The organism is Aeromonas sp. QDB56 (genome assembly GCF_027705505.1).
In the GTDB taxonomy this organism is placed as follows: domain Bacteria; phylum Pseudomonadota; class Gammaproteobacteria; order Enterobacterales; family Aeromonadaceae; genus Aeromonas; species Aeromonas caviae.
The window spans coordinates 1-25,007 of sequence record NZ_JAPDBZ010000003.1 but is presented as its reverse complement, the minus strand read 5'-3'; the positions used below and the strand labels follow the sequence as shown (position 1 = coordinate 25,007).

General features: G+C 65.2%; 21 protein-coding genes. 9 read left to right on the top strand and 12 right to left on the bottom strand.

What is annotated here, in order from left to right; genetic code table 11:
- The first annotated feature begins 40 nt into the window (after window positions 1-40).
- The 3 genes from OKB81_RS00880 to OKB81_RS00870 all read left to right on the top strand — a co-directional run bounded on the left by OKB81_RS00880 (window position 41) and on the right by OKB81_RS00870 (window position 3,306).
- Window positions 41-1,156 carry an ATP-NAD kinase family protein gene (locus OKB81_RS00880; protein WP_010674456.1) on the top strand — a complete coding sequence of 372 codons (1,116 nt, stop codon included), beginning with the start codon at window positions 41-43 and terminating at the stop codon, window positions 1,154-1,156.
- A gap of 107 nt (window positions 1,157-1,263) precedes the next feature.
- On the top strand, window positions 1,264-1,542 hold the full coding sequence (locus OKB81_RS00875) for a YfcL family protein (RefSeq protein ID WP_010674457.1): 279 nt from the start codon (window positions 1,264-1,266) through the stop codon (window positions 1,540-1,542).
- Between the two features lie 99 nt (window positions 1,543-1,641).
- Window positions 1,642-3,306, top strand: coding sequence for an AMP-binding protein (locus tag OKB81_RS00870; protein ID WP_270666106.1), 1,665 nt, complete (start codon window positions 1,642-1,644; stop codon window positions 3,304-3,306).
- 793 nt (window positions 3,307-4,099) lie between these two features.
- On the opposite strand, the gene cdd is transcribed toward OKB81_RS00870, so the two are convergent.
- From cdd to OKB81_RS00855, 3 genes are all read right to left on the bottom strand, one after another.
- Entirely contained in the window at window positions 4,100-4,981 is an 882-nt protein-coding gene (gene cdd, locus OKB81_RS00865; protein ID WP_010674459.1) for a cytidine deaminase, read from the bottom strand.
- A gap of 226 nt (window positions 4,982-5,207) precedes the next feature.
- Window positions 5,208-5,894, bottom strand: coding sequence for an LrgB family protein (locus OKB81_RS00860; RefSeq protein ID WP_270666104.1), 687 nt, complete (start codon window positions 5,892-5,894; stop codon window positions 5,208-5,210).
- The gene (locus OKB81_RS00855) at window positions 5,891-6,250 is read right to left on the bottom strand and encodes a CidA/LrgA family protein (RefSeq protein ID WP_010674461.1); all 360 of its coding nucleotides are present in this window, start codon (window positions 6,248-6,250) and stop codon (window positions 5,891-5,893) included. Before OKB81_RS00855 ends, OKB81_RS00860 begins: the two co-directional genes overlap by 4 nt.
- A gap of 129 nt (window positions 6,251-6,379) precedes the next feature.
- Here OKB81_RS00855 and OKB81_RS00850 point away from each other — a divergent pair, with 129 nt between their 5' ends.
- Entirely contained in the window at window positions 6,380-8,095 is a 1,716-nt protein-coding gene (locus OKB81_RS00850) for a glycoside hydrolase family 36 protein (RefSeq protein ID WP_270674391.1), read from the top strand.
- Window positions 8,096-8,153: 58 nt separating this feature from the next.
- Here OKB81_RS00850 and OKB81_RS00845 read toward each other — a convergent pair whose 3' ends face one another.
- The 3 genes from OKB81_RS00845 to OKB81_RS00835 all read right to left on the bottom strand — a co-directional run bounded on the left by OKB81_RS00845 (window position 8,154) and on the right by OKB81_RS00835 (window position 11,125).
- Window positions 8,154-8,660: a hypothetical protein gene (locus OKB81_RS00845; RefSeq protein WP_010674463.1), complete on the bottom strand. Its 507-nt coding sequence runs from the start codon at window positions 8,658-8,660 to the stop codon at window positions 8,154-8,156.
- 148 nt (window positions 8,661-8,808) lie between these two features.
- Complete coding sequence (gene sbcB, locus OKB81_RS00840) at window positions 8,809-10,236, bottom strand: exodeoxyribonuclease I (RefSeq protein WP_268451730.1); 1,428 nt, start codon at window positions 10,234-10,236, stop codon at window positions 8,809-8,811.
- A gap of 178 nt (window positions 10,237-10,414) precedes the next feature.
- A complete protein-coding gene (locus OKB81_RS00835) occupies window positions 10,415-11,125 on the bottom strand; it encodes a metallophosphoesterase (protein WP_270666100.1) in 711 nt (236 codons plus the stop codon).
- A gap of 219 nt (window positions 11,126-11,344) precedes the next feature.
- Here OKB81_RS00835 and mprF point away from each other — a divergent pair, with 219 nt between their 5' ends.
- Both mprF and OKB81_RS00825 read left to right on the top strand, forming a co-directional pair.
- Window positions 11,345-13,900, top strand: a complete 2,556-nt coding sequence (mprF, locus tag OKB81_RS00830; RefSeq protein ID WP_270805092.1) for a bifunctional lysylphosphatidylglycerol flippase/synthetase MprF — start codon at window positions 11,345-11,347, stop codon at window positions 13,898-13,900.
- Window positions 13,901-13,910: 10 nt separating this feature from the next.
- On the top strand, window positions 13,911-14,624 hold the full coding sequence (locus OKB81_RS00825; protein ID WP_270666096.1) for an AcvB/VirJ family lysyl-phosphatidylglycerol hydrolase: 714 nt from the start codon (window positions 13,911-13,913) through the stop codon (window positions 14,622-14,624).
- 92 nt (window positions 14,625-14,716) lie between these two features.
- Here the strand turns inward: OKB81_RS00825 and OKB81_RS00820 are convergent, their stop codons facing one another.
- Genes OKB81_RS00820 through OKB81_RS00810 form a run of 3 tightly spaced genes read right to left on the bottom strand, consistent with a single transcriptional unit; the run spans window position 14,717 to window position 17,516 of the window.
- Window positions 14,717-15,487: an ABC transporter substrate-binding protein gene (locus OKB81_RS00820; protein WP_128314185.1), complete on the bottom strand. Its 771-nt coding sequence runs from the start codon at window positions 15,485-15,487 to the stop codon at window positions 14,717-14,719.
- 53 nt (window positions 15,488-15,540) lie between these two features.
- Window positions 15,541-16,356 (bottom strand): carbon-nitrogen hydrolase family protein, encoded by an 816-nt coding sequence (locus tag OKB81_RS00815; RefSeq protein ID WP_160836897.1) that lies wholly within the window; start codon window positions 16,354-16,356, stop codon window positions 15,541-15,543.
- An 8-nt stretch (window positions 16,357-16,364) separates the two neighbouring features.
- The gene (locus OKB81_RS00810) at window positions 16,365-17,516 is read right to left on the bottom strand and encodes a methionine aminotransferase (protein ID WP_128296602.1); all 1,152 of its coding nucleotides are present in this window, start codon (window positions 17,514-17,516) and stop codon (window positions 16,365-16,367) included.
- Between the two features lie 115 nt (window positions 17,517-17,631).
- On the opposite strand from OKB81_RS00810, the gene OKB81_RS00805 reads away from it, so the two are divergent.
- The gene (locus OKB81_RS00805) at window positions 17,632-18,525 is read left to right on the top strand and encodes a LysR family transcriptional regulator (RefSeq protein ID WP_160836895.1); all 894 of its coding nucleotides are present in this window, start codon (window positions 17,632-17,634) and stop codon (window positions 18,523-18,525) included.
- 71 nt (window positions 18,526-18,596) lie between these two features.
- On the opposite strand, the gene araA is transcribed toward OKB81_RS00805, so the two are convergent.
- Genes araA through OKB81_RS00790 form a run of 3 tightly spaced genes read right to left on the bottom strand, consistent with a single transcriptional unit; the run spans window position 18,597 to window position 22,482 of the window.
- Window positions 18,597-20,096, bottom strand: a complete 1,500-nt coding sequence (araA, locus tag OKB81_RS00800; protein WP_160836893.1) for an L-arabinose isomerase — start codon at window positions 20,094-20,096, stop codon at window positions 18,597-18,599.
- Between the two features lie 14 nt (window positions 20,097-20,110).
- On the bottom strand, window positions 20,111-20,809 hold the full coding sequence (locus OKB81_RS00795) for an L-ribulose-5-phosphate 4-epimerase (RefSeq protein WP_042881612.1): 699 nt from the start codon (window positions 20,807-20,809) through the stop codon (window positions 20,111-20,113).
- The gene (locus OKB81_RS00790) at window positions 20,806-22,482 is read right to left on the bottom strand and encodes a ribulokinase (RefSeq protein WP_160836891.1); all 1,677 of its coding nucleotides are present in this window, start codon (window positions 22,480-22,482) and stop codon (window positions 20,806-20,808) included. Before OKB81_RS00790 ends, OKB81_RS00795 begins: the two co-directional genes overlap by 4 nt.
- Window positions 22,483-22,842: 360 nt before the next feature.
- Between OKB81_RS00790 and OKB81_RS00785 the strand changes: the two genes are divergently transcribed.
- The gene (locus OKB81_RS00785; RefSeq protein WP_010674475.1) at window positions 22,843-23,826 is read left to right on the top strand and encodes an arabinose ABC transporter substrate-binding protein; all 984 of its coding nucleotides are present in this window, start codon (window positions 22,843-22,845) and stop codon (window positions 23,824-23,826) included.
- A 66-nt stretch (window positions 23,827-23,892) separates the two neighbouring features.
- Entirely contained in the window at window positions 23,893-24,969 is a 1,077-nt protein-coding gene (locus OKB81_RS00780) for an ATP-binding cassette domain-containing protein (protein ID WP_270665370.1), read from the top strand.
- Window positions 24,970-25,007 lie beyond the last annotated feature (38 nt).

The following is a 25,007-nucleotide window of genomic DNA, read 5'->3' as shown; positions in this document are numbered from 1 at the left end:
GGAAAAGATAAAAATGGCGGCGATCCAACAGGAGGGAAACATGTTTCGATTAGGGCTCATCATCAACCCCGTCGCCGGCATCGGCGGGGCCGTCGGTCTCAAGGGCAGTGACGGTATGGTCGCCGAGGCGCTGGCGCGCGGGGCCGTCCCCAAGGCCCGGGAGCGGGCCCGCCAGGCCCTGTTGCCCCTGTGCGAGCTGACCACGTCATTCGAGCTGCTGACGGTGGCCGGTGAGATGGGGGAGACGCTTGCCGCAGAGCTCGGGCTGCCCCATCGCATCGTCCATCGGCCTGCCGGGGCGCAGACGAGCGCCGAGGATACCCGGGCCGCCGCCCTGGCCCTGCGCGATGCCGGGGTGGATCTGCTGCTCTTCGCCGGTGGCGATGGCACCGCCCGTGACATCTGCGCGGCGGTGGGGGAGTCCTGCCATGTGCTCGGCATCCCGGCGGGGTGCAAAATCCACTCCGGGGTCTACGGGGTGACGCCGGCGGCAAGCGGCCGGGTGGCGGCCAGAATGATCGCAGGGGAGCTCCTGAGCCTGGTGGATGCGGAGGTGATGGACATCGACGAGGAGGCGTTTCGCGCCGGCAAGGTGCGCGCCCGCCACTACGGGCAGCTGCTGGTGCCCGGGGATCTGCGCTACGTGCAGGCGGTCAAGCAGGGGGGGCGGGAGTCCGAGGAGCTGGTGCTCGCCGATCTTGCCGCCGGTGTGGTGGAGCAGATGGAGCCCGATACCCTCTACCTGATGGGGTCGGGGAGCACGGTGGCCGCCTGCATGGGTGAGCTGGGTCTGGAAAATACCTTGCTCGGTGTGGATCTGGTGGAAAATGGCCAACTTATCGGGCAGGATCTCAGCGCCGCCGAGATCCTGACCCGGATCCGCGGCCGTCGCTGCCGTCTGATCATCACCCTGATCGGCGGTCAGGGACATCTGTTCGGGCGCGGAAATCAGCAATTGAGTCCAGACGTGATCCGGGCCGTCGGGCGCGAGCATATCCAGGTGCTCGCCACCAAAGCCAAGCTGGCGGCGCTAGAAGGCCGTCCGCTGCTGGTGGACACCGACGATCCGGCACTGAACCGGTCGTTGAGTGGTTATCTGCGCATAACCACGGGATACAAGGATCAGGTCATCTACCCGGTGGCCAACCCGGAATAGGACATCAAGGATGCGGCTGGCCTGGCGCCAGAGAGCCGCGATCAACCGGATCGCGGTTCCACTCCCCGAATTTTTTGCCGGCAACCCCGGAAATGAGGCTGCGTTAAATGACGATTCACGATTTTGAACACAAGTTGTTGGGACTGATCGACGCCATGGTCGCCACGGCCAGCGAAGACGAGCTGTTTGCGGGTGGCTATCTGCGAGGGCACATCTCCCTTGCGGTGGCGCGCGCCGAGCTGGAGGGCAAGACCCTGGTGCGGGACGTCAAGAGCTATGTGCTGCGCAGCCTGAACGAGGCCATCTTGCAGGGTGAGCTCTCCGAGCAGGACGAGGTGCTGGTGCAGGAGATGTGGAAGCGTCTGCAGGCCCAGGCGGAAGCTTGATCCCATTCGCAGTTCAAACACAAGTTTAAGTAATCTGCTTCCCTGAGTGTTATCAAAAGGTTAATAATGAGGCTCGCCTTTTGTTTCAGGGATTAAACCATGGCCTCCACCTCACGCATTGCCACCAGACTGCCGCTCGAGATGCTCTATCACTGGGAGCGGCAGTGTCCCGACCGAATCTACCTGCGTCAGACCATCCACCGCGAATACGTCGACTTCACCTGGGGTGAGGTTGCCGACGAGGCGCGGCGCATGGTGACGGCACTGCGCGCCCTGGGCCTGGTGCCCGGTGACAAGGTGGCCCTGCTCTCCAAGAACTGCGCCCAGTGGTTCATCGCCGATCTGGCGATGCAGATGGGGGGATACGTGAGCGTGCCCATCTACCCCACCGCCAACGTCGACACCATCGAATACGTGCTGCGCCACAGCGAAACCAGGGCGATCTTCGTCGGCAAGCTGGACGACTGGAAGAGCCAGGAGGCGGGGGTGCCCGGGGATCTGCTGCGTATCGCTCTGCCTTACGACACCATGCCGGCCGCCCACCAGTGGGACGATCTGCTGGCGCAATACGACCCCATCCCGGACAGCCCGGTGCAGGCGCCGGATGCCCTGCTGAGCCTGGTCTACACCTCCGGCAGCACCGGCAAGCCCAAGGGGGCCATGCTGAGCGTGGAGCGCTACGCCTGGTCCTGCGAGAAGCTGGTGGAGGCGGTCTCCCTCACCGCCGAGGATCGCGGCTTCTCCTACCTGCCCCTTGCCCACATCACCGAGCGGGTCTACATCTACGGCGGCAGCCTGTTCAGCGGTGCCACCATCGCCTTCCCCGAGTCCCTCGACACCTTCATCGAGGACGTCAAGCGCTGCCGTCCCACCGTCTTCATCTCGGTGCCGCGGCTCTGGGCCATGTTCCGCATCAAGATCCACGAGAAGCTGCCCCAGAAAAAGCTGGCGCTGCTGCTCAAGATCCCCCTCGTCTCCAGCCTCATCAAGAGCAAGCTGCAAAAGGGGCTGGGGCTGGATCAGGCGCGGGTGCTGGGCTGCGGCTCGGCGCCGGTGGCCCCGGCGCTGCTGGAGTGGTACCACAGCATCGGCCTCGAGATCACCGAGGCATGGGGCATGACCGAGAACCACGCCTACTCCACCCTCAACTACCCGTTCCGGGCGGACAAGATAGGCACCGTCGGCAAGGCCGGGCCCGGGGTGACCATCAAGATCTCCGACGAGGGGGAGATCCTCTGTCGCTGCGACGGCATGATGGTGGGCTACTACAAGGATCCCGAGCACAGTGCAGAGGCCATCGACGCCGACGGCTGGCTGCACACCGGTGACATGGGCAAGCTGGACAGGGAGGGTTACCTCACCATCACCGGTCGCATGAAGGACGTCTTCAAGACCGCCAAGGGCAAGTACGTGGCCCCGGTGCCCATCGAGGGGATGCTCGGGCAGGAGCCCATCATCGAGCAGCTCTGCGTCATCGGCTACGGCATGCCGCAGCCGGTCGCCCTGGTGCAGCTCGCCGAGAGCGCCATGAAGGGGGACAAGGCCGGGGTGGAGGCCCAGCTGGAGGCTGCCCTCAATCGGGTCAACGACAAGCTGGAATCCCACGCTCGCCTGCGGGGCATCCTGGTGGTCAAGAGCCCCTGGAACATCGAGAACGGGGTGCTGACCCCCACCATGAAGATCCGCCGCCACCTGCTGGAACAAAAATACGCGGACATCGGCGAGCGCTGGTCCGGCAGCCAGCGCATCCTGTGGGAGTCCTGACAGGGGCTGGTGCCGCCATATGGGCCACATCAATGACAGTCGGGGGAGCCAGTGGCTCCCCCGCTGTATTTCAGGGGGAAGCAGCCGACAGGGGGCGGGGCTGGGGCATTGACCCCTTCTCCGATGCTTCCCGCCGCCATACCGCCCCGCGTCGAGGGAACGGCAGGGAAAGGTATTTGCAAAATCCATGGAGAGGGGTGATCCCAGTGGCTGGGCGAATGCATCTTGGGGTCACACACGGGGGCCGCCAGGGGCGGGGGCGGGGGCGGGGCATTGACCCCTTCCCCGACGTTTCCCGCTGCCGCCATACCGCCCCGCGTCGGGGGAACAGGCAGGGAAAGGTATTTGCAAAATCCATGGAGAGGCGGGATCCCAGTGGCTTGGCAAATGCATCTTGGGGTCACACACGGGGGCCGCCAGGGGCGGGGACGGGGTATTGGCCCCTTAACCTGGGCTTCCCGCCACCGCCATACCGCCCCGCGTCGGGGGAACGGCAGGGAAAGGTATTTGCAAAATCCATGGAAAGGCGGGATCCCAGTGGCTTGGCAAATGCATCTTGGGGTCACACACGGGGGTCGCAAGGGGCGGGGTGGGGTCTTGGCCCCTTAACCTGGGCTTCTCGCCACCGCAGAGGAGGTCTGCCAATAAGGTCATCGGAGGGAGACCGCCCTCACATGGGGCAGGGGGGCATCTGATGCACGGCGCCAGAGGCGCAGAGAAAGGGGCAAGGATGAGAGCCGCAGAGAGCAAGAAGGGGAGCCGCAGCTCCCCTTCCCGTTGGCGGATGCCGGGGTCAGACGGCTTTGTACTCAAGCTCGACTGAACCCAGCGCCTTCAGGGTGGACTGGGCCGAATCCCTCTGGCTGATCTGGCCATCCTTGCTCTCCAGCAGAACGGCGCGGCGCACGGTGGCGAGATCCTCGCCACCCAGCACCGCGTGGGCGCAGGCCATCTGCATCGGCGGCAGGCTCGGGTTGAAGGCGGCGTTCTCGGCATAGCGGCCGCAGAAGATGCGCCCGTCCTCGAACTGCAGCGCCACCGCGGCATAGCCCTGGCTGTAGGGGGCATAGCTCTGGCGGGCGGCGGCGAGCGCAGCCTGCCACAGGGGGTCGTCGCTCTCGAGCACCAGCTCGTCGTGAGCCTGGGGGCTCATCAGGGCATCGGTGATCTCGAGATCGGCGGGGCCGAAGGAGTGGGGCAGGAAGGATTGCAGCTCGCTGAGATCGTCCGGTAGGGAGACCTTCAGGGTCTTGGCGGTGCTCAGCTCGTTCATGAACTGGCGGCAGTGGCCGCAGGGGGTGTAGTTCACGGTGATCTCGGAGATCCCGGTCTCGCCACCCAGCCAGGCGTTGGAGATGGCGGACTGCTCGGCGTGGACCGAGTGGAACAGCCCCTGGCCCGCGAACTCCATGTTGGCGCCAAAGTACCAGGTGCCGCTCAGGCCGCAGGCGATGGCGCCGACGAAGAACCTGGAGATGGGGGCCACCGAGCAGGCGGCCGCCAGCGGCAGCAAGGCCAGACGCAGGGCCCTGTCATCCAGCCCGGTGGCGGCTTTCAGGGTCGCGACCTGGTCCGGGGTGAAACGGGCCTGGAAATCGTCCCCCAGCATGGGCAGCAGGGCGGCCTGGAGCGGGGCGGAAAGGGTCTCGAATGGCTTGGCAAAGCGGGGATGCATACTGTGTCCTCAAAGGCCAATTGGGGGGCCATTGTAGGGAGCAAGCGCGGCGAATTGTGTGAGCGCGCTCACGCCTTGATGGGCAAAGGGGCGGGGATGGTAAAGGAAACGTTTGTCTTTCGCAATCTGTGCGCCAGCTCCCGGCATCAGGGAGGCGAGGGTATCGGATGGAAACGGTGAAAGGGCACAGAGGCCATGGCCGCAGGGGCGGCCACGGCAGCGGGGATCAGGCCAGCCAGTGGTAGAGGGCGAACAGCAGGGGGGCGATGGCCGCGGTCAGCACACCGCACACCACCATGGCCAGCGACGAGAAGGCGCCCTGGGTCACCCCCTGCTCGGCGGAGGCGGCGGTGCCGATGGCGTGGGCGCAGGCTCCCATGGCGAGCCCCTGGGCCTCGGGGTCGGTGACCCGCATCAGCTTGAGCAGGGGATAGCCCACCAGGGCCCCCAGGATCCCCACCACCACCACCACGGCGGCGGCGATGGCGGGAATGCCGCCGAGGGACTGGCTGACGCTCATGGCGAGCGGCGTGGTGATGGACTTGGTGGCGATGGAGGCGAGCAGCGCCGGATCCGCCCCCATCAGGTGGCCGACCCCCAGGGTGGTGCAGACCGAGATGAGCACCGCGGTGAGGGTGCAGGCCAGGATGGGTGTGAGCTTGTCGCGGATCTGGCGCGCCTGCTGGTAAAGCGGCAGGGCCAGGGCCACCACGGCGGGTTCCAGCAGGGCGGTTAGGGGCGAAGCCCCCTGCTGGTACTGATCCAGAGGCAGATCGAGCCAGAGCAGCAGGCCGATGATGACGGCGGTGGGGATCAGCACCGGATTGATGACGGGCCAGGGCAGGCGGCGGTAGAGGGCCCGGGTCATGAAATAGAGGGCCAGGGTGAGGGGCAGGGCGAACCAGAGGATCATGGCTTGTTCATCCTTTGATAGAGGTGGCCGACCGCGCCCAGGATGAGCACGATGCCGAGCACGACGCAGAGCATGATGAGACCGAAGGATTGGCGCAGGGGCTCGAGCCAGGCCACCAGACCCACCGCCACCGGCACGAACAGCACCCCCATGTGGCGCAGCAGCAGGCCGCCCCCCAGCTCGACCCAGGAGAAGCGGACGATCTGCAAGGAGAGCAGCACGAACAGCAGCAGCATGCCGATGATGCTGCCGGGGAAGGCGAAGGGCAGGATGGCCGCCACGGCCTTGCCTGCCAGCAGACAGGCGATGATGACCAGAAAATCACGAAGGTAGCGCAGGGTGCGTTGCAGCAGCACGGGGGCCTCATCTTGGCAAGTGTGAGCAAGGTCGCAGTTTAACAGGCACGAGGGGGAGGGAACAGGGTCAACTGACCCGCAGGGGATACAATGGCCCGGCTTCAACCCCATTCACAAGAAGGAGTTCCCATGTCGACCCCCTCTCTCCTGGCCCGGTTGCGCCAACTGCCCGCCGATCCCGCCCTCCCTGACACCCTGCTGCAAACCCGCCAGTGGGAGGGGCCGCTTTGCCGGGTGAGGCTCGACAACACCGGGAAGCAGTCCGAGGCCGTCCACCACTGGCGGCTGTTTGAGGGGGATCTCGGACTTGCGCCCGACGCGGCCATCTACGGGGAGGGATTCCAGATGCTGGCCCAGACCGGGGGACGCTGGAACGCCCCCGAGCACCTGGGCCGCTGCCCCGATGCGTCTGTCTATCGCATCACCGCCGACCATGGCTACCACACGGTGCACAACCTGCTGCTGGTGGCGCAGGAGGGGGGTTGGCTGCTGCTGGCCTTTGCGAGCTGCCAGCGCTTTGGCGGGGAGTTTCACCTCCATCCCGACGGGCGCCTCGAGATCGTGATGAACACCGAAGGGCGCACCCTGGCGCCGGGTGCGTACTGGCAGAGCGAGGCGCTGATCTGCCAGGAGGGGCCGGACAGGGAGGCCCTGCTCGCGACGCTGGCGCAGCATATCGCCGCCGAGCACGGCTCCCTGGTGGGGGAGGTGCCCACGCGCCCGAGCGGCTGGTGCTCCTGGTATCACTACTACGCGAACGTGAGCGCGGCGGACATTCGCGAGAACCTGGCGGTGCGGGCCGAGCGTTTCCCGGCCCTGCGCTACGTGCAGATAGACGATGGCTATCAGGCCAGGATGGGGGACTGGCTCACCCCTTCCGCCAAGTTCGAGGAGGGAGTGGCGGCCCTGGCAGGGGAGATCCGCGCCGCCGGTTGCGAGCCTGCGCTCTGGGTCGCCCCCTTTATCGCCGAGCCCGGCTCCCGAGTGTTCCAGCAGCACCCTGACTGGTTCGTGAAAGGGGAGGATGGCCTGCCGCTCCCCTCGGAGCGGGTCACCTACGGGGGCTGGCGCTGCACCCCCTGGTACGTGCTGGATGGCACCCACCCCGAGGTGCAGACGCACCTGGAGCAGGTATTTCGCACCCTGCGTACCCAGTGGGGCATTCACTACTTCAAGCTCGATGCCAACTTCTGGGGGGCCATCCACGGTGGTCGCTTCCACGACCCCGCCGCCACTAGGGTGGAGGCCTATCGGCGCGGCATGGCCGCCATCCTGCGCGGCGCCGGGGAGGGGGCCTTCCTGCTCGGCTGCAATGCGCCGCTGTGGCCGAGCCTCGGCCTGGTGCACGGCATGCGGGTGAGCGATGACGTGGAGCGCCAGGGCCCCCGTTTTCGCCAGATAGCGCGAGAAGCCTTCTGCCGCGCCTGGCAGCACGAGCGGCTCTGGGTGCTGGACCCCGACTGCGTCTGCCTGCGGGATATTCCGGGCCAGTACGGGAGCCGCACCGAGTACGACTTCCACCTGGCCGCTCTGGTGGCGAGCGGTGGCATGGTGCTGGCGGGGGACAGATTGCAGGATCTGGACGAGGCGCAAGGGGCGCGCCTTGGCAAGCTGCTCGCCCTGTGCGCCGCGCGCACCCCGGCGGCCCGCTTCGAGGGGATGGCATTCGAGCGCGGGCGGGTGGCGTTGCCCGGGGGCGGCGAGCTGCTCTGCCTGTTCAACTGGGGGGAGCACGCCTGCGAGATCCCGTTGACGCCGGGGGGCACGGACTTCTGGGACGAGACGCCCCTGGGGAGCACCCTGGTGCTGCAAGGGGGGCAGGGGGCGGTGATCCGCTACCCCTGATGGCGTTGCACTGCAAAAAGGCTCCCTCGGGAGCCTTTTTTATGTGGCGAAATGGTCTCTAGAAGTGCCACTCCATCCCGATGGCGTAATTGGCGGAGCCATAGCCCGGGATCTCGTTGCTGGAGGCGAGCGCCTTGACGGTAAGGCGGGTTGTCAGGGGGATGCCGAGCCCCATGCCGATGGCGATCTCGTCGCTCTGATCCCCCATCATGTCCACCCGCAGGGTGCGATAGAGGGAGAGATCCTGGCTCATCTGGGCATAGATCTGGGACGACTTGTTGTAGAGCTGGCCGAACACCTCCATCTGGAAGCCGTTTTGCGGCGTGATGGCCAGGGGAATGCCGGCGAAGCGGTAGAGATCCGAGTGGTTGAAATAGCTGTTGGTGATTTGCGGGGTGAAGTCGGTCTGCTGGTAGAGGGTGCTGAAGTTGTGCTCGATGAGCCGGTAGGTCTGCTCCGGCAGGCGCAAGAGGTAGTCTGGCACCTCGAACCGGGCGCCAGCGAGGGCGGCCTGGGGCAGCAGGGCACAGGCGACGAGTGTCAAAGCAGGCAGAGCTGAACGCATAAAACGAGAGTTCCCCAACAGTCGAAAGCACGGCATCCATGCCGTCAGCGCATCTAAATATTCACACTATCTGGAGCTTGGGCTCCCTGCCCATTATGTCGCGAGCTGGGGAAACGCATCGGTTTTTAACTGTGAAACGGCTCACATCTCACAGATTTTCAAGGTAGTGATAGAGACTCTTTAGAATCGCAAAGTTCCGTTCGTTCCCCTGGTTCTGTTCCGCCAGGGCTTCCAGGCGCGGCACATAATCCGGCAGGCGGCGGCTGAAGTAGTCGCTGCAGTGCAGGCGCCAGCGCTTCTGCTCCGCTTCGCTCAAGGTGTGGGGCCAGTTGCGGGCGCGGTAACGGAACAGCATCTCGGGCAGACGGGGATCCGTGAAGGCAAACTCCCGCTCCCCCAGCAGATCCGCCGGGGTGGCGCGCACCAGATCCATGGTGGACTTGTCGCCGTGGCCGAAGAAGCCGGCGTAGAGCTGGGTGTCGGGGTCGCCGTCGGTGCTGCCGGCAAACTCCTGGTTGAACACCTCCACCAGTTTTTCCCGCACCTCGGGGTGGGCCCGCAGTAGATCCAGGCTCTTGCGGCACTGAGCCCGATTGATGCCCAGCTCGTCCGCCCGCTCCGGCGTCAGGGTGGCGGCCGGGGCCAGCACCGGGCACTTGTTGATGTGCACCAGTTTGACCGGAATGCCGGCCAGATCTCCCAGCTCCTCTTTTTTGGTGTAGAGGCGCTCGCGGATCTCCTCGCAGGAGAGCTCGATGAGCGGAGTCGGGTCACGGGTCAGATCCACCATGATCACCGCGTTCTGGTTGGTGGGGTGCCAGGCGAGCGGCGACACCCAGCTCGCACACCCCTGCCAGGGGGAGAACATGCCGGAGACGTGCACCAGGGGTTTCATGGTCACCACGTCGATGAGGGCCTTCACCTTGTTCTTGTTGCGAAGATCAAAGAGGTACTCGAAGAGCTTGGGCTGGGCATTTTTCACCAGCCTGGCCATCTCGATGGTGGCCAGCACATCCGAGAGCGCATCGTGGGCGTTGGCGTGGGCCACGCCGTTGGCCACCGTCAGCTTCTCCAGCCTGAAGCTCGGCTTGCCCTCGTCGTCCAGGGCCCACTCTATCCCCTGCGGGCGCAGGGCGTAGCAGGCCCGCAGCATGTCGAGGATGTCCCAGCGGGAGTTGCCGTTCTGCCAGGCGTAGGCATAAGGGTCATAGAAGTTGCGATAGAGGGTGTAGCGGGTCACCTCGTCATCGAAGCGGATGCTGTTGTAGCCGAGCACGCAGGTGCCCGGGGTGGCGAACTCTGCGTGGATCTGGCGGATGAAGTCCGCCTCGCACAGGCCGTCCTTCATCGCCTTTTGCGGCGTGATGCCGGTGATGAGGCAGGCTTCCGGCTCCGGCAGGTAATCCGCCGGCGGCTTGCAGTAAATCACCAGCGGCTCGCCGATGACGTTGAAATCCGCGTCGGTGCGAATGCCCGCAAACTGCGACGGCCTGTCTTTGGCCGGACTGATGCCGAAGGTCTCGTAGTCGTGGAAATAGAACGTGGGCCCGCTGGCCGGGTGCGCTGATGTGCTCATGTTGCTCGAAAGGAGTATCCGATGACGGCGGCGCCTGGCGCCTGGGTGGGGGTGCCATGCACCGCAATTGCCTGCATGGTAAACCATCGCGCAGGCAGAGCGAAGTCCGGGGCGTTCGCCTGGCGCTTTAATGGGCAGTGGGCGTTGTCCTTGAGCCTGGTCATCCCATCGGTCCGGCTCAGGGCTGGGGAAAGTGAGGAGCCAGGGTATTGAGGTCCAGCAGGGTGAAGTAGCCGCCCTCCTCGGGATACCAGCCGCCGGTGTCGATGTAGTGGACGTTGCCAAGGCGCACCGGCACCCTCACCGGGGTGTGGCCCACCACCAGGGCGGCGAGATCCGCGACCCCGCTCTCGTCCAGCCGTTCGATACGGCGCCTTGACCAGAGGCAGACGTTCTTGATGGCCCGAAGCCGTCCGCCGCTCACCCCGGCATCGAGTTGGTCCAGCAGCCCCTGCCAGGAGGAGAAGGGGCAATCGGCGTGAAGCAGCCCGACCGGACCGGCCGGGGTGGCCACCTCGATGGCCAGGGGCAGGCTGCGGTAGTAGACGGCGAACGCCGCCTGCTCGGCAGGGGTCAGCTGCTGAAACCAGCCGCCGCCGTTTCGGACCCAGTTCTCCCGATCGCAACTCTTGTAACGGCAGACGTAGTCGTCGTGATTGCCGCAGACCGGGTGAAACCATGGCCTGGCCAACCAGTGGATCACCTCGCTGCACTCGGGCCCGCGATCCGTCAGATCCCCCACGGAGAAGAGACGGTCCCGGGCGGGATCAAAATCCAGGGTGTCGAGGGCCTGCTGCAACAGAGCGAAGTGGCCGTGGATATCGCCGACGGCCAGATCGCGCCCCAGGGTGTTTTGGGGGAAGCGTCTTATCAGGGGGGAGGGTGTCATGGCGTCTCCTGCCTCTATCCCGGACGGGGATGTTTTGTCTGCCTGTACATAAGGTTACAGAAGAAAAGTGGCGAGCGGGCAGGGCCTGGTAAATCATAGGATTGCCCCCGTGAACGTGCGGCGTCACGCGCCGCCTGTGGGGGAGTCACTCCGGGAGGGCGCCTTGTCCGCCCGTTTTCGGAGCCTCTCTTTCTCCACGCTTTTTGACAGGAATCTTGAATGCGGCGTCAGCTGTTGATCTGGATAGGCCCCCTGTGCAGCCTGCTGCTGCTGGGGACGGCCTTGACCGTCCTCTATCATTTGACCCACCTGTGGCACTGGCACGACATCCGCCAGGCCATCTGGTCACAACCCTTGCCGCAGTTGGGGGGCGCCCTGCTGCTCACCCTGCTCAGCTATGGCTGCCTCTGCTGCTACGATCTGCTGGCCCTGAAGGTGCTGGACAAGCGATTGCCCTGGCAGCAGGTGGGGATGACCTCCTTCATCGCCTACACCTTCTCCAACACCCTGGGCTTTGCGCTGCTCACCGGCTCCTCGGTACGCTACCGGCTCTACTCCTCCCTGGGGCTTGGCACCGGGGAGGTGGCCAGGGTGATCCTCTTTTGCTCCATCACCTTCTTCCTCGGTCTGCTGGGCTGGGGAGGTAGTGCCCTGCTGCTGGGGCAGGGGGCGGCCCTGCTGGTGGACTGGCCCCGCTGGGCGACCGGGTTGTTGCAACTGGCGGGGGGCCTGGCCCTGCTGACGGTGCTGGCGTATCTGGTGTGGCCGGGGACAGCCCTGGTCTGGCGCGGGCACCCGCTGTTCCTGCCGCGCATCAGATACCGCCTGCTGCAGCTGCTCATCGCCCTGCTCGACTGGATGGCCGCCGCCGCCGTGCTCTATGTGCTGCTGTCATCGGGCAGCGTGCCCTATCCGGTGCTGCTCAGTGCCTTCGTGCTCTCCAGCCTGCTCGGGGTGCTGGCCCATGTGCCGGGGGGCATCGGGGTCTTCGAGGCGAGCATGAGCCTGCTGCTCACCCACTATCTGCCGGTGGACAAGCTGCTCGCCTCCCTGCTTATCTACCGCTGCGCCTACTACTTCCTGCCCTTCCTCTGTGCCCTGCTGCTGTTCGCAGGTCAGGAGCTGCTGCAACAGCGGGCCCGCCTGCACCCGTTGCAGGGGGTGATGATGGCGACCCGGGAGTTTGTGCCCGCCCTGGTGAGCATGGGGACCTTCGCGGCGGGCACCCTGCTGCTCTGCTCCGGGATGATCCCGACCATGAAGGGGCGCATCGAAGCCTTCCTGCAGGTGTTGCCCCTGCACCTGCTGGAGCTCTCCCATGTGCTCGGCAGCGTCAGCGGCGTGTTGCTGCTGTTGCTGGCCCACAGCCTCTACCGCCGTCATGACGGGGCATTCAGGATCACCCAGTGGCTGCTGGGGCTTGGCATGCTGTTCTCCCTGTTCAAAGGGTTTGACTGGGAGTCGGCCCTGCTGCTCGGGGGCTTCTTGCTCATCATCACCCCCTGCCGCCCCCTCTTTTATCGCAAGGGTTCCCTGCTTCACGCCCGGTTTACCCCTTCCTGGCTGATGTCGGTGGGGGCCGTGCTGCTGGGGGCCTTGTGGTTGCTGCTCTTCTCCTACCGCCATGTGGAGTACGACCCCTCCCTCTGGCTGCACGTCTCGGCCCACGGGCCCGGGGCCGCCTCCCGTGCCCTGCGCGCCATGGGGAGCGTCATCGGCGTGCTGGCGGTGGTCGGGGTGGCCCATCTGCTGGCGCCCTTGCGCCTCGCCGCCTGCAAGCCGGATGCCGAGGCGCTCTCCCGTGCCCATGGGCTGGTGATGCGGGCAGGGGGAGGCCACGGCTACCTGGCCCAGCTCGGGGACAAGTCCCTGCTGTTCCACCCAAGCGGCGAGGCCTTCCTCATGTACGGGGTCGAGGGCAGCAGCTGGATAGTGATGGGGGATCCCGTCGGCCAGCCCTCCCTGGTGGAGGAGCTGCTCTGGCAGTTTCGCGAGCGCTGTGACGAGCACGACGTCAGCCCGGTCTTCTACCAGGTGTCGGCCCGATATCTGCCTGTCTATCTGGATCTCGGGCTCATCCCCTTCAAACTGGGGGAGGAGGCCATCGTGGATCTGCCGAGCTTCGATCTCGCCGGCAGTCGCCTGCGCAACCTGCGCCAGAGCTACGCCAAGGGCAAGCGGGAAGGGCTGCGCTTCGAGGTGGTGGTCCCCGGTGAGATTGCCCCCCTGCTGCCCGAGTTGAAGGGGATCTCCGACAGCTGGCTGCACAGCAAGCAGGGCAGGGAGAAGGGCTTCTCCGTGGGCAGTTTCGATCCTGCCTACCTCATCCTCAACCCGATGGCGCTGGTGCGGCGGGAGGGGCAGATCGTCGGGTTTGCCAACCTCTGGACCAGCGACAACAAGGAGAGCCACTCCATCGATCTGATGCGCTACAGCCTGGACACGGGGGCGGCGCCTGTCATGGATTTCCTGTTTGTCGAGCTCCTGCTGTGGGGCAAGCAGGAGGGGTATGCCAGCTTCAACCTGGGGATGGCCCCCATGTCGGGCTTCAACGACAACCCCCTCGGCGGTTACTGGGCCCGCCTTGGCAACACCCTGTTCACCCGGGGCAGCCGTTTCTACAACTTCCAGGGATTGCGGCGTTACAAGGAGAAGTTCGGCCCAAGGTGGGAGCCCCGCTACCTGCTCTGTACCGGTCATCTGGTGCTGCCCCGCACCCTGACCCATCTCGTCTCCCTCATCAGTCGCGGCCCCTTCGGGCTCATGAAGAAATAGGAGTTGGCCCATGAGAGCCATGTTGTTGCTGTTGATTTGCTGTTTCGTCTCCTCGCTCACCCTCCCGGCGGTGGCCGCCCAGCCGGGCCGGGTCGGTGCGGATCTGGGGCTGGTGGAGTTGCCCGTGGCGCAAGCCTCGTCCGCCCCCATGGTGGTCTTCATGAGCGGGGATGGCGGCTGGGCGGCGCTGGACAAGGGGCTCAGCGCCCAGTTGCAGGCCCACGGCATGCCGGTGGTGGGCTGGAGCTCGCTCTCCTATTACTGGAAGAAGAAGATGCCGAAGCAGGCGACGGCGGATCTGGTGCGCATCCTCACCGAGTACCAGTCCCGTTGGGGGCGCCAGCGCTGGTTGCTGGTGGGTTTCTCCTTTGGTGCCGAGATAGTGCCCTTCGTCATCAATCGTCTGCCGCCAGCCTATCGCGACAGCCTGGCGGGCGCCGTGATGCTCTCCCCCTCGACGGCGTCGGATTTCGAGATCCACGTCAGCGACATGGTGGTGCACGACAAGGGGGGCCGCTATCCCACCCTGCCGGAGGTGACACGCATCCAGAGTCTGCCGCTGCTCTGCGTGCAGGGAGCGGAGGATGACTCCCCGGTCAAACTCTGTCCGCGCTTGCAGCAGCCGAACGTGACGACGGTGACCCTGCCGGGCTCCCACCACTTCGACGACAACTACCAGACCCTGTACCAGCAGATTGCCGGGCACCTGGGCCTGGCCCAATAACGGCGAGAGGCCGGGAAAACGACACAGGGCGGCCAATGGCCGCCCTGTTGCCATGGCCCCTTGCAACTGTCCAGGGGGCCGGCATGCCGGGATCAGAGCAGATCTTCGAGCTGGTACTTCTTGAGCAGGGTGTTGAAGGTGCCGTCGGCCTTGACGCTCTCGATGGCGGCATCGAAGCGGGCCTTGAGCTTGTCATCGTGCTTGCGAAGGGCCACCGCCACCCCTTCTCCCAGGATCTTGTCCTGGGTGCCGTTGAACTGGGGACCGACGAAGGCGAACTGCTTGCCCATCTCCTTGTCGAGGAAGCCCACCTTCAACTGCACCATGTTGCCGAAGGTGTAGTCGGCGCGGCCGGACTGCAGATCCAGCATGGGGGACTGGGCGTTGACGTAGCGCTTGATCTTGGCCACCTCACCGTAGCGGGCGGTGATGAAGTTGTCCTGGGGGGTGCCCTCCTGCACCGCGATCACCTTGCCCTTGAAGTGGGCCGGATCGTCTGCAAAGTCGGCCGCCTTGTCGCTGCGCCCCACGAAGCGGTTCTGCATCATGTAGTAGACCTGGCTGAAGTCCACTTTCTGGCGCCGCTCGTCGGTGATGTTCATGGAGGACATGATGGCGTCGTACTTGCGCACCTGCAGGCCGGGAAGCAGGGCATCCCAGGGCTGGTTTATCACCTCGCACTCGGTCTTCATGGCCGCGCACAAGGCATAGGCGAGATCGACCTCGAAGCCGCCGAGCTGGCCGTTGCTGTCGACCATCTCGAAGGGGGGATAGGTGGCATCGGTGGCGATCACCAGGGGTTTGGCGGCGGCCTGGCCGGCGGTGGCCAGGGCCATCAGCATCATCAGTGTGTTGAGTTTCATGGTCAGTCCCTTGAAGTGTGGTGTCATTCCTAGCGTGCTAAAGGGTGCCAGCCTCAAGGGCCGACGGCTATCTTGCGATGGGTGAGGGCCGGCAACTGGCTGCGCACCGTGCGCTGTGCTGCCAGATCCAGGGTGGCGATGGCCATGCCCTGACCCTCCTCTACCTGGGCCAGTATCCGGCCCCAGGGATCGATGATCATGCTGTGGCCGAAGGTGCGCCGCCCACCGGGGTGGTGCCCCCCCTGGGCACTGGCAAACACGAAGGCCAGGTTTTCCACCGCCCGGGCCCGCAGCAGCAGCGCCCAGTGCGCGAGCCCGGTGGTGTGGGTGAAGGCCGCGGGCAGGGCGATGAAATCGGGGGTGGGCCCCAGGCGAAACAGCTCCGGGAAGCGCAGGTCGTAGCAGATCCCGAGGCGCAGTACGCCCCAGGGCAGGGGATGGCTCACCACCTCCCGGCCCGGGGTCATGGTCGCGGCCTCGTCATACTGCTCCTGCCCGGTGCAAAAGCCAAACAGGTGCAGCTTGTCGTAGCGGCTTGCGAGCTGCCCTTGCGGGTCGATGAGCAGGCTGCTGTTGTGCATCTTGCCGGGCTCGTGGCTGGCAAGCGGCAATGTGCCGGCCAGGATCCAGACGCCGAGCTCCCGGGCCAGCCCCTGTACCCAGGCCAGCAGGGGGTGATCGCCAGCGGGGGCGGCCAGGGCCACCCGCGCCCGCTCATCGACCGGCATCAGGTAGAAGTATTCGGGCAGCAGGGCCAGTTCTGCCCCCTCGGCCGCGGCCTGACGCAGCAACGCTTCGGCCTGGGCCAGGTTGTGGTCAAGGTCATCCCCGGAGACCATCTGGAGGACGGCAACACGCAGTGAATCCATGGTGCCCCCTAGACGCCGCACAGGCGCTCGGCGCCCGCCAGCAGGGTGTCGTCATCCTTGGAGAAGGAGAGGCGGATGACCCGCTGATCCGTGCCGTCGTGATAGAAGGCGGAGACCGGAATGGTGGCGACCCCGTGATCGCGGATGAGCCGCTGCACGAACAGGCTGTCCGGCTCGTCGCTTACCCGCTCGTAGCTCGCCAGCATGAAGAAGCTGCCTGCCGAGGGGAGCAGGGTCAGGCGCGAACCGGCCAGGGCCGTGGCGAGCAGGTCGCGCTTGCGCTGGTAGAAGGCTGCCAGCCCCTGATAGTGGGCCGGTTGCTGCAACAGGTGGGCGAAGCCGTACTGCATGGGGGTGTCGGCGGCGAACATGGCGAACTGGTGCACCTTGCGGATCTCCTCCATCAGGGGACGGGGAGCCACGCAGTAGCCCACCCGCCAGCCGGTGACGTGGAAGGTCTTGCCGAAGGAGAAGACGGCGACGGAGCGCTCCACCAGCTCCGGATAGCGGATGACGCTCTGGTGCAGGGCGCCGTCGAACACCACGTGCTCGTACACCTCGTCCGAGAGGATCAGGATGTCGGTGCCGCGCACCAGGCGGGCGAGGCGCTCCTGATCCCCTGCCTGCCAGACGGTGCCGGTGGGGTTGTGGGGGGTGTTGAGCACTATCATGCGGGTGCGGGGGGTGATGCGGGCGGCCACCTCGTCCCAGGGAATGGCGAAATCCGGCGCCTTGAGGGCGATCACCACAGGGGTGGCTCCCTGCAACTGGATCATGGGGCGGTAGCTGTCAAACGCCGGCTCGAACATGATCACCTCGTCGCCGGGGTGAACCAGGGCGGTGATGGCGCAGAACAGGGCTTCGCTGGCGCTGGCGGTGATGGTGATCTCCTCGCCCGCATCATAGTGATGGCCGTAGCTGGCTGCAATCTTGGCTACCAGTTGTTCGCGCAGGGCAGGCAGCCCCGTCATGGGGGCGTACTGGTTTTCACCGGCCAGCATGGCCTCGTGGGTCACCCGGATGAGTTCGGGATCGCAGGGGAAGCTCGGCGCCCCCTGGGAGAGGTTGATGCTGGGGTGGCGGGCGGCCAGATCCCCGATCACGGTGAAGATGGTGGTGCCCACCTGGGGCAGTTTGCTGGAAACCTGGGGGATGGACATGGCGCCGTCACCTGCGTGTGTGAAAGAGGTCCCTTTTTAGCCCCCCCAAGGCTTGCCGGACAACGGATTATTCGGCATGGTATGCATGAGTTTTTCTCAAGCATGGAGGCTTGTCATGTTGTCCACCCAGCCGCGTACTCAGTTGCCTCTCTATGGCCTGCAGGTCTTCGAGTGTTCTGCCCGCCACCTGAGTTTTACCCTGGCCGCCGACGAGCTGTGCGTGAGCCAGGGGGCGGTGAGCAAGCAGATCGCCCAGCTGGAGGCGCGCCTGGGCCACCTGCTGTTCGTGCGTGGCACCCGTTGTCTCACCTTGACCCCCGCCGCCGAGCGGCTGCTGCCTTTCGTTCGTGAAGGGCTGGCCCGCATGGGGGAGGGGCTCAGCGCCTTGCAGGCCCTGCCCCACGAGCAGGCGATCAGCATCAAGGTGCCCTCCTGCGCCAGCCGCTGGCTGCTGCGGCGGTTGCAGGCGTTCGAGGGGGAGGCGGTGGAGGTGCGTGGCAGCCACAGCCATGGCATCGACTTCTCCCGGGAGCCCTTCGATCTCGCCATCGTCTACCAGCCCTGCCTGGGGCGCTATCCCCACAGCCAGCCCCTGTTTCGGGAACGGCTGACCCCGGTCTGCGCCCCGGCGTTTGCTGCCAAGCATCGTCTGTTCGAGCGCGACCTGAACGAGCTGCCCCTGCTGCCCCTCATCCATGCCAGCGCCGATAGGCGGGACTGGCGCAACTGGTTTGCCGCCTTCCTCGACATCCCCTGGCAGCCCCAGGGGGGGCAGCTGTTCGATACCCTGGACTTGGCGATGAATGCCGCCTTGCAGGGGTTTGGCCTCTCTCTCGGGGATCCCACCATAGTGGCCGAGGAGCTGGAGAGCGGCGCCCTGGTCGCCCCCTTTGCTCCCGTGCTGGAGACGGATCACGAATACGCCCTGCTCGCCCGACCCGACAGCCGGCGCCACGGGGTACAGCGAGTCTGTCACTGGCTGCTGGAGGGGGAGGAGGGTCATCCCTGAGGGGACGCGAAATGAAACAGCCCCGCGGGCGGGGCTGTTGTCATTGTGATGGCCGCTGGCCGATTAAAGGGTCACTGGCAGATCTTGTAGTAGACCTCGTTCCAGCGCAGTTGCTCCTTGAGCGCGGGGATGCGGGTGTGCTCGTCGATGACCACAAACTCGATACCCATGATGTCGGCGAAGGTGCGCAGCTGCTCGATGTCCACCGCCTGGGTGAACACCGAGTGGTGGGCGGCGCCCGCCAGGATCCAGGCCTCGGCGCTGGTCTGCAGGTCCGGCAGGGGTTTCCACAGGGCGCTGGCCACCGGGAGTTTCGGCATGGCCTCTGGCAGGTCCACCACCTCCAGCTGATTGACCACCAGGCGGAAACGGTTGCCGAGATCGATGAGGCTGGCGTTGACCGCCTTGCCCGCCGGGGCCGCGAACAGCAGGCGGGCCGGATCGGCCTTCTTGCCTATGCCTAAGTGCTGGGCGTCCAGCACGGGTTTGCCTGCGGCGATGGAGGGGCAGACTTCCAACATGTGGGCTCCCAGCACCAGGTTGTTGCCCGCTTCCAGATGGTAGGTGTAGTCCTCCATGAAGGAGGCGCCCCCCGCAAGGCCATATCCCATCACTTTCAGGGTGCGCAAAAGGGCCGCGGTCTTCCAGTCCCCTTCAGCCCCAAAACCGAAGCCTTGTTCCATCAGGCGCTGGCAGGCGAGGCCCGGCAGCTGGTGCAGACCATAGAGATCTTCGAAGGTGGTGGTGAAAGCGCCAAAACCGCCGTCGGTGAGGAACTTCTTCATCCCCAGCTCCTGGCGCGCCGCCTCATACAGGGAGGCACGAAGCCCCCCGCCCGCCTGCACCGCCTCGGTCAGGGTGTAGGTCGCCTCATATTCGGCCAGCAGCGCCTCGATGTCGCTCTCGGGCACGGCATCGATCACCTTGACCAGATCGCCGACCGGGTGGTAGTTCACCTGATAGCCGAACTGGATCTGGGCCTCAATCTTGTCGCCCTCGGTGACCGCCACGTTGCGCATGTTGTCGCCAAAACGGGCGATCTTGAGGTGGCGGCTGTCGTGGATGGCGGCGGCGATGCGCATCCAGTTGCCAATCTTCTGTCTGGCCTCTTCATCCTGCCAGTGACCCACCACCACGGTGCGGGGCAGCCGCAGCCGGGCCCCCATGAAGCCGAACTCGCGTCCGCCGTGGGCGGTCTGGTTCAGGTTCATGAAGTCCATGTCGATCTCGCTCCAGGGGAGATCCCGGTTGAACTGGGTGTGAAATTGCAACAGGGGCTTTTGCAACTGGCTCAGCGCCGGGATCCACATCTTGGCGGGGGAGAAGGTGTGCATCCACACCATGAGCCCGGCGCAGCGCTGGTCGTGGTTGGCATCCCGGGCCACCGCGCTGATTTCATCCAGGGTGGTACCGGTGGGTTTGAGCACTATCTTGAGGGGCAGGTTCGTCCCCTCGTTGAGCTGGCTGGCGATGGTGTGGGCGTGATCGGCCACCTGCTTCAATGTGGTGGCGCCATACAGGTGCTGGCTGCCGACCAGGAACCACACTTCCAGCTGTTTCATCAATTCCATGAGTTTGTCCTCTTTTAGGCTTTTGTCTGGCCGTAATAGGCGTGTTTGCCATGCTTGCGCTGGTAGTGCTTCTCCAGCAGGTAATCGGGCAGGGGGCGGGCCCCCGGGTTGATCTGGCCGGTGAGCCAGGCCATGCGGGCCACCTCTTCCAGCACCACGGCGTTGTGCACTGCGTCCTCGGCGCTCTTGCCCCAGCTGAAGGGGCCGTGGTTGGCCACAAGCACCCCCGGCATGGTGAGGATGGGGGTCTGCTTGAGGGTCTCGACGATGAGATGACCGGTCAGCCCCTCGTAGTCCTCCTCCACTTCGCCCGGGGTGAGCAGGCGGGAGCAGGGGATCTCGCCGTGAAAGTAGTCGGCCTGGGTGGTGCCGAAAATGGGGATGGCGCGCCCCGCCTGGGCCCAGGCGGTGGCGTGGGTGGAGTGGGTGTGCACCACGCCGCCAAGCTCCGGATAGGCGCGATAGAGCACCAGGTGGGTGGCGGTGTCGGAGGAGGGGCGCAAGGCGCCCTCCACCTGTTTGCCCGCCAGATCCAGCACCACCATGTCCTCGACCCGCATCCGCTCATAGCTGACGCCGCTTGGCTTTATCACCACCAGATTGCGCTCTCGGTCGATGCCGCTCACGTTGCCCCAGGTGAAGGTCACCAGGCCATGGCGTGGCAGATCCAGATTGGCGGCGAGCACCTGATCCTTGAGGGTCTTGAGGTTCATGCCGGCACCCCCCGGTTGTAGAGCGGTTCGGCGGCGGCGCCCCAGGCGAGGTAGCGCTGGTAGAGGCGTTCATACTCGGTGACCCGCTCGGGGTGTGGCTGGTGGGTGCGCTCCACGGCGCTCGCCATGTGGTGCTGGGCCTTGGCCACATCGGCGTGGATCCCGGCCGCCACGGCGGCAAAGATGGCCGCCCCCAGGGCGCAGCACTGATCCGAGGCCACCACCTGGATGGGCCTGTTCATCACGTCGGCGCAGGTCTGCATCACGGTGGTGGACTTGCGGGCGATGCCGCCAAGGGCGATCACCTGCTCTACCGGCACCTGCTGACTGGTCATGCACTCCATGATGCTGCGGGCACCGAAGGCGGTGGAGGCCACCAGGGCGCCGAAGAGATCGGGGGCATCGGTGCCGAGGTTGATCCCCGTGAGGGTGCCCTGCAGGCGCTGGTTGGCATAGGGGGTGCGCCGGCCGTTGAACCAGTCGAGCACCACCGGCAGGTGCGCCAGGTCGCGCTGCTGATCCCAGGCGGCGGCGAGGCTGGGTAACAGGGCCTGCTTGTGGCGCTCGATGGCGGTGCGAAGCTCCGGATACTGGGCGGCGAGGCTGTCAAGGGGCCAGCCTAGCTGGCGCTGATACCAGGCATAGATGTCACCGAACGCGGACTGTCCCGCCTCCAGCCCCACCATGCCCGGCACCACGCTGCCATCCACCTGGCCGCAGATCCCGGCAATGGCCCGATCACCTATGGTGGCCTCATCTGCGATCAGGATGTCGCAGGTGGAGGTGCCTATCACCTTCACCAGCGCATTGTTGCCGGCCCCGGCTCCCACCGCCCCCATGTGGCAGTCAAAGGCGCCGCCGGCGATCACCACCTCGCAGGAGAGGTGCAGCCGCTCCACCCACTCCGGGGTCAGAGTGCCGACCGGGAGATCGGCGGTCCAGCTGTCGGTAAAGAGGGGGAAATCGAGATCCTCCGTCAGCAGGGGATCCAGGGCATTGAGGAAGTCGGCGGGCGGCAGGCCGCCCCAGCTCGGGTGCCAGAGGGACTTGTGGCCGGCGGCACAGCGCCCGCGCTTGAGGGTGGCCGGGGCCTGGGTGCCGCTCAGGACGGCGGGGACCCAGTCACACAGCTCGACCCAGTTGCAGGCGGCGGCGCGCACGGCGGCATCGGCGCGGGAGACGTGCAGGATCTTGGCCCAGAACCACTCGGAGGAGTAAATGCCGCCGATGTAGCGGCTGTAGTCGGGGAACTGGCCGCCGTGGCACAGGGCGGTGATGGCCTCCGCCTCCTCAATGGCGGTGTGATCCTTCCACAGCACGAACATGGCGTTGGGGTTGTCGGCAAACTCCGGACGCAGGGCCAGCACGCGCCCCTCTCTGTCGATGGGGGCGGGGGTGGAGCCGGTGCTGTCCACCCCGATGCCGCGCACGGCGGTGCGCTGACTCGGCGTGAGCTGGCTCACCACCGCCACCACCGCCTGCTCCATGGACTCCAGATAGTCGAGGGGGTGGTGGCGGAACTGGTTGTTGACCGGTTGGCAGTAGTGGCCTGCCTGCCAGCGCGGGTAATAGACGACATGGGTCGCCAGCTCGGCGCCGTCCTGGCAGTGCACGGCGAGTGCCCTGACCGAGTCGCTGCCGAAATCGAGTCCGATGACGATGTGTTCAGACATAAGTGCTCCTGACCATCAATGAGGGGTGACTGGGGGGAACCATAGGAGATGGGCAGGAGGGGCGGTTAGCCATTGGCTGCTGGAAATATGGATTTTAACGCTGTCAGTGCGACAGGGTGACGGCTCTCTAAAATTCAATATGTGACGAAATTGCTAATTATATAGACGAAATGGCTGCAATCTCATGGCGTGATCCTGCTCTCCATTTTTAATTGTGAAAACGATTACAACTTGGTTCGCTCAATCAGCAACAACAATAACGTCCTGTTTAAGCATGTTTTTATATGGCTGCGACTTGATTGACTTAACGAGCAGCACTGCGTGGATACATGGATTGATAGAACCGTTGGAGACATTCGCATGAACAAAATCGTTAAAGGCATGATCGCGATGGGGTTCGCCCTTGGTATGGCAAATTCTGCTTTCTCGGCCGAAGCGCTGAAGCTGGGCTACCTGGTCAAGCAGCCCGAGGAGCCCTGGTTCCAGACCGAGTGGAACTTCGCCGACAAGGCGGGCAAGGAACTGGGCTTCGAGGTGATCAAGATAGCCGTCCCCGACGGGGAGAAGACCCTCAATGCCATCGACAGTCTGGCGGCGAATGGCGCCAAGGGCTTCGTCATCTGTACCCCTGATCCCAAACTCGGTGCCGCCATCATGGCCAAGGCCAACAGCATGGATCTGAAGGTCATCACGGTGGATGACCAGTTCGTCAACGCCAAGGGCCAGCCCATGGAGCAAGTGCCCCTGGTGATGATGGCCGCCACCAAGATTGGCGAGCGTCAGGGTCAGGAGCTCTACAAGGAGATGCAAAAGCGCCAGTGGGACGTAAAGGCGACCGGGGTGCTCGCCATCACCGCCGACGAGCTCGACACCGCCCGTCGCCGGGTCGAGGGCTCCCTAGGCGCGCTCAAGGCCGCCGGTTTCCCCGAGGGCCAGATCTTCCGCGCGCCCACCAAGAGCAACGACATTCCGGGGGCGCTGGATGCCGCCAACTCCATGCTGGTGCAACACCCCGAGGTCAAGAACTGGCTCATCGTCGGCATGAATGACAACACCGTGCTCGGCGGCGTGCGCGCCACCGAAGGGCAGGGCTTCAAGGCGGAGAACGTCATCGGCATCGGTATCAACGGGGTGGATGCGGTGAACGAGCTCTCCAAGTCCAGCGCCACCGGCTTCCTCGGCTCCCTGCTGCCCAGCCCGGACGTACACGGCTACAAGAGCATCCAGATGCTCCATGACTGGGTCGTCAACGGCGCCGAGCCTGCCAAGTTCACCGAGGTGACCGACGTGGTACTCATCACCCGCGACAACTTCAAGGCCGAGCTGCAAAAGAAAGGGCTGTGATCCCCATCCCTTGATACCCATGCCGGCATGGCGGAGTGCGCCGTGCCGGCTGGCTGGAGTCATCTCATGAATCAAGTTCCATATCTGGAGTTTTGCGGCATCAGCAAGGAGTTTCCCGGCGTCAAGGCGCTGCAGAACGTCTCCTTCGCCTGCCAGCAGGGCACGGTACACGCGCTGATGGGAGAGAACGGGGCCGGCAAGTCCACCCTGCTCAAGATCCTGAGCGGTTTTCAGGCGCCCACCCGCGGGGTGGTGAAGCTGGCGGGTCAGGAGAAAGTGTTCCAAAACACGGTCGATGCCCTTGAGAGCGGGATCGCCATCATCTATCAGGAGCTGCACCTGGTCCCTGAAATGAGCGTGGCGGAGAACATCTACCTGGGGCAGTTGCCGACCCGGCGCGGCGTCATTGATCGGGAGAAGCTCTATCAGGATGCAGCCAGGCAGTTGGCGCGCCTCGGGATGGACGTCTCCCCCGAGACGCCGCTCAAGTACCTGTCCCTGGGTCAGTGGCAGATGGTGGAGATCGCCAAGGCCCTGACCCGGGACGCCAGCGTCATCGCCTTCGACGAGCCGACCAGCAGCCTGTCGTCCCGCGAGATTGAGCAGCTGTTTCGGGTCATCCGCCAGTTGCGGGACGAGGGCAAGGTCATTCTCTACGTCTCCCACCGCATGGACGAGATCTTCGCCCTGTGCGATGCCATCACGGTGTTCAAGGATGGCCAGTTCGTGCGCACCTTCGCTTCCATGGCCGAGGTGGACCGGGATCTGCTGGTCAAGACCATGGTGGGGCGCGAGCTGACCGACATCTATGGCTACAGCCCAAGGCCGCTTGGCGAGGCGGGCTTCAAGGTGGAACACCTGATGGGGCCCGGCCTGAAGGCGCCGGTGTCGCTCGAGGTGAAACGCGGGGAGATCCTCGGCATCTTCGGGCTGGTGGGGGCCGGGCGCAGCGAGCTGATGAAGCTTATCTTCGGCGCCGAGACACCTCGAGGGGGCGAGATATCGGTGTTTGGCAAACAGGTGGTCATTCAGAGCCCCATCGACGCCATTCGCAGCGGCATCATGCTCTGCACCGAAGACAGGAAGGCGCTCGGCATCATCCCCATCCATCTTAAATGCGAAAGGGGACTCCCTCCGACGTAGGTGGGAGGGGAATTTCGCCGGGGCGTCAGCCCCGCTGG